The following is an 890-nucleotide window of genomic DNA, read 5'->3' as shown; positions in this document are numbered from 1 at the left end:
CCTAATTCTTGCAAGGTAGCCAATAATGTAGCGCCTTTCATTGGGCTGCCATTATCCGAATGTAACGTGACTTGCTCTGGCTTTATTTGCTCTCGACTGCAAATATCCGTCATCAAATCAGCCGCTAGCGCACTTAACTGTGTATCGTGAACCTGCCATCCCACAATTTTTCGACTAAAAATATCCATCACTAAATACAAGTATAAAAATTCGCCCTTAACCGTTGTTGGCAAATATGTAATATCCCATGTGTAAATTTCGTTCACACTGGTTGCTGTGAGTGCTTTTGGTTTTTTTACCTGCCTGTTTGGCTTCACTTTTTCTCTATGCGTTAATAGGTGGTGACGTTTCATAACCCGATAAAACGAACTCTCGGATGCTATCCATACCCCTTTATCAAGCAACTTGGGCACTATTTTGCTCGGCGGTAAATGCCCATACTCAGCTGAATTGACTGTTTTGATAATACGCTGTCGCTCTAACTCAGTGAGTTGATTGGGCGGCCGCTTTGCCGTACAAGTTCGCTTGTCTACCATCTTATCTTCGGCCATCCAGCGCTGAACCGTTCTTGCCGTTAGCCCAAGTAATTCGCACACTGGCTTCTGCCTTGCCCCTGAATCCTGCGCTTCTGTAATGAGCTTTATCAATTCATGTCGCTCAGTCGACGTCGTTAATCGTCCTCGTTGAAACCCCAAATGGCATCCGCTTTTTTTTTGAGAACAAGTAATGCCGCTGTTTCAGCTAAGGCTTTATCTTTACGATTAAGCTCTTTTTGCAGCTGTTTTATTTCTTGCTTTAACTGTTTACTGTCTGATTTAGCTAGTTTCGTTGTAGGTCCTTGGGCAAAGTCGTGCTTCCACTGCTTAATATGATGCGGATAAAGCCCTTTA

The 890-nt window shown here is 43.5% G+C and carries 1 pseudogene; it reads right to left on the bottom strand.

From position 1 onward, the window contains the following. Positions 1 to 890: pseudogene (locus FW757_RS23115) on the bottom strand (DDE-type integrase/transposase/recombinase); the annotation flags it as partial.

The sequence above is a fragment of the Pseudoalteromonas sp. 1181_04 genome, assembly GCF_052850545.1.
The sequence above is the reverse complement of the archived record's forward strand: the minus strand, read 5'-3'. Positions and strand labels throughout refer to the sequence as shown.